This is a genomic window from Bradyrhizobium sp. Ken01 (assembly GCF_055807355.1).
Map to the genome: position 1 here is coordinate 1 of NZ_JBVVPC010000112.1, position 3676 is coordinate 3676.

The 3676-nt window shown below is 58.3% G+C and carries 1 protein-coding gene and 3 pseudogenes; 2 read left to right on the forward strand and 2 right to left on the reverse strand.

Going from position 1 to position 3676, the window contains the following annotated elements:
• Positions 1-239: 239 nt before the first annotated feature.
• Positions 240-775: pseudogene (locus AC0L3S_RS38805) on the reverse strand (transposase); the annotation flags it as partial.
• A gap of 1506 nt (positions 776-2281) precedes the next feature.
• Here AC0L3S_RS38805 and AC0L3S_RS38810 point away from each other — a divergent pair.
• Both AC0L3S_RS38810 and AC0L3S_RS38815 read left to right on the forward strand, forming a co-directional pair.
• Positions 2282-2671, forward strand: a complete 390-nt coding sequence (locus AC0L3S_RS38810; RefSeq protein WP_473285200.1) for a hypothetical protein — start codon at positions 2282-2284, stop codon at positions 2669-2671.
• Between the two features lie 238 nt (positions 2672-2909).
• A pseudogene (locus AC0L3S_RS38815) lies at positions 2910-3157 on the forward strand (IS5/IS1182 family transposase); the annotation flags it as partial.
• 37 nt (positions 3158-3194) lie between these two features.
• Here the strand turns inward: AC0L3S_RS38815 and AC0L3S_RS38820 are convergent.
• Positions 3195-3601: pseudogene (locus AC0L3S_RS38820) on the reverse strand (integrase core domain-containing protein); the annotation flags it as partial.
• Positions 3602-3676 lie beyond the last annotated feature (75 nt).

Genomic DNA, 3676 nt, shown 5'->3' on the forward strand with positions numbered 1-3676 from the left:
ACACTCGGCCTCCGCGAACATCCACCTTTCGAGGCTCATTCCCGCACCCCGCATGGCTCCTGTCTACACTTCGAACCCCGCGTTGCCGCGACGCCCGCAAGACTCGGTCCCGGCCTGCCTGCTTCGGCTTTGGCCGGATGGGACTTGCACCCACAAGCATTCATCAGCTTGGCATGACGTACTCCCCGGTGGTGGTGTAGCTGGCGGCTCACCGCGTTCGCCGGCGGGAACCGGGTCGGTCAGCTGGCGATAGCCGTGATGCTGACCCTCGGATCATCGCTCAAGGGTGCGATGGTTTCCAGTGTCATGTAGCGGGCACGCTGGACCGCCCACTCATCGTTCTGTTCGAGCAGGATCGCGCCGATGAGGCGAACGATGGCGTCTTCGTTGGGGAAGATGCCGACCACCTCGGTGCGTCGCTTGATCTCGCCGTTGAGACGCTCGACCGGGTTGGTCGAATGCAGCTTGGTGCGATGCTGGGGCGGGAACGTCATGTAGGCCAGCACGTCCGTTTCGGCCTCGTCGAGGAAGCCGGTAAGTTCGGGCAGCTTGGCGCGGAGCTGGTCGGCGCTGTTGCGGCCTCGGCGTCGTCCTGGGGGAAGGCGGTGGCGATGACGGCGGAGACGACACGCCGCCCGCTCTTGCCGGCATGCGCCAGCGCGTTGCGCATGAAGTGGACGCGGCAACGCTGCCAGCTGGCATTGAGCACCTTGGCAACGGTAGCCTTGATGTCCTCGTGAGCGTCGGAGACGACCAGCTTGACGCCACGCATCCCGGCGATGATCGCAACCAGGCCGCGCGCCGCTCGATAGCGATGCCTGCTTATTGCGCGTGCAGATAAACAGTACTACTTCTGTTCGTATGGTGACTCCTCAGTCTTGGCACGAAGTGAAATACGACGCTCGTAGTTGCGTGCCAGCAGCATGAGGCGCTGCTTTCTAAAGGCATCCGCCTTTTCAGCTGATGCCTTGACCACTCGACATGTATTGGCCTGCGGATGGGCTACCTACATGCCCATAAGAAAATTCGTGCCGCTTACCTGGACGAGCAGTGAATTTAGGAAAGTCATTCTGTATCGCCTCGAAAGATCGGTCTTTGTGAGACGGCACCAACGAAACCGATTAGTTTACGCCCAAGACCCCTTAGCACATCTAGCGCGATGTGCGTCGTCGGATCCCACGGCAAAACGACCTGGTACCGGTGCCCCGGTAACGGAAGCAATCAAAGTCTTTTGGCGAGCTTATAAGTGACTGAAACGTCCGCGAGTCCGAGGAGCTTGCGTCTGGCTCGGCGACATCGCGGCATCACCCTTGTACCTAAAACCTCGTGCGATCGTTCGGGTTCGCTGTCGTTTGGTCCGACGTTGAGTCTCTTCGCGGCGCTCATGACGCCATGACGCTGCTAGACCAGACGATTTACGGCTTAGGAAAGACCTGTCGATGATCTCCGGTGGCTCGACACTCGCCGAGGACATCCGATACGCGCTCATCGCTAACAAGGACTGCCCCACTTCCTCAAGGACGCGTCTCGAGTCCGACACGAACCCGGTTGTGAACGCCATCCGGCGAGTCTGCCTGACCAAAACAATGCGCTCTTCGCCGGTCGTGAAGTCGGCGCGGAAAATTGGGTCCTGCTCGCGACTACCCTCACCACCTGCAAGCTCAACGACGCCAACGCCGCCTCCTACATCGCCGAAACCATCCCTAGAGCAGGATCGAAGACCTCATGCCATGGCGATTCCGGAAAACGTCCAGCCAGCATCAATAGGGCAGTTTTCAGCAACTATGAGAGCAGTTCGGAGCAGCGTCGGGACCGAATGACGGTTCTTCCGTTTGGGCGCGCCGAAATCGGGGCCGACCTGCTCTGGACCGCCTTCCGCATAGGCACTGGAGATGGATCTTGGAGAATCGCAATTTCCCCTCTTAAGGCGACCAACAGAAGCTCTGGATAAAATCCAGAAAATTAGCTACCCCTCGACAGCTCGCGAGAGTCTTGGCGACGCTTCGACGCTTCCCCATCGAATTTAACTTTTCGGCGACTTTCTACTCGGCGAAACAGGACTGCAGGTATCTTTTGATGACGCTAAAGTCCGCCGGAGTGTTCGAAAATCTGTACTCGACCTATTGTTGCTTGGGAACGCGCACATCATTCGGTACAACCGCGTGGCTTGAGCCCACAGACCCCCACATCTGATTTCCGCAAAGCACCGCCTTTGCACGTTGTGACAGTTCGGGTGCGTCAGGCCAACCTATCTAAAATTTAACCCTGAAGGATGAAGATAATGCCTAGTTCGGAGACTTTAACTCATATCCCACTTCCTATCGAACAACGCGCCCAAGCCGGCACGCCGCTGTACAATTGGATTTACAACGGTTCCGGGGAAAATAACGCCACCTTCCGAGTAGAATGTGAAGGCTCAGCACGTTCCTCGGGCTATGCGGGCATTACAAGCGTCATTATCACGTTGGGCTCATTCACGGTCAATGCTCAAGCATTCTTCCAATACTACTATCAAATTGGTTACGCGTCGCAAGCAGCGAGTACCCCCCCTCTTTACGCTGAAGGATTCGTTCCCGCTGACAAATTGTCTCGTTTTGTCGCCGAAAACTTGACCTTTCAAGCGGTCGGCTCAGGCCCAATATCTCTTTCGGTCGCACCGAAGAACCGTTAACAATCGCGACCTCCGTCGCAAGCTCGAAGGCCGGATGCCCTCGAAGAGGCGTTTGCCTCCCGGTTGGCTAAGCTAAGATCCGCTCGCCGCAGCAGCAAGGTGTGACCGTCGTATCGGTTGTCGGGCGTTGCGCTCGCGTACAGCACGAGCGCCGGTAACCCGGTGGTCGTCGATGACAATGGAAGTAGGAAGTCTTGACGCTGAAACCAAAAGCGCGCTGGCTTCCTTGCCGAGTTAACCGACCTCACGGGCATGGGCTCACAAGGGATACCGCGACGACAATGCGCAACATCGCATCGCATCTTCATCTCCGGTCAGAAGCGCGGCGCCTTCAGCACGATCAAGCGGGAATTGCGCCGCCGCTCTGTCATCGAGCCCCTCATCAGGTACCCTAAGCCGGAAGATCAATTGGCCGTTTCTCCCTCAAAAGCCGCGTCGGCAATGCCGCCAACCTCTTCCTCTCAGCAGTCGGGCCACAACTTCCGTGAACCGCCCCAGGTTGCCGGAGGCCATTTGGTTTAAGTTATGCCGCCATGGCGGGTTGATCCAACATGGCGTAGTAGCGTTGCTCGGCTTCGGCCGGCGGGATGTTGCCGATGGGCTCCAGGAGCCGTCGGTTGTTGAACCAATCCACCCATTCCAGGGTCGCGAACTCGACGGCCTCGAAGCTGCGTCATGGCCCGCGCGGATGGATCACCTCAGCCTTGTAGAGACCGTTGATGGTTTCGGCGAGAGCATTGTCATAGGAATCTCCGACGCTGCCAACGGCAGGCTCGACACCAGCTTCAGCCAGGCGCTCGTGTACTTAATGGATATGTATTGGCTGCCCCTGTCGCTGTGGTGCACGAGCCCGCCGCGATGGACGGGCCGTCGATCATGCAGTGTCTGCTCCAGCGCATCGAGCACGAAGCCTGCATGCGCGGTGCGCGAAGCGTATCCATTCGGCGTAGGCCGCAGGGCTACCGCCTGAGTAGTCCAGGGTTCTCTTTATAGAACTTGATGAGC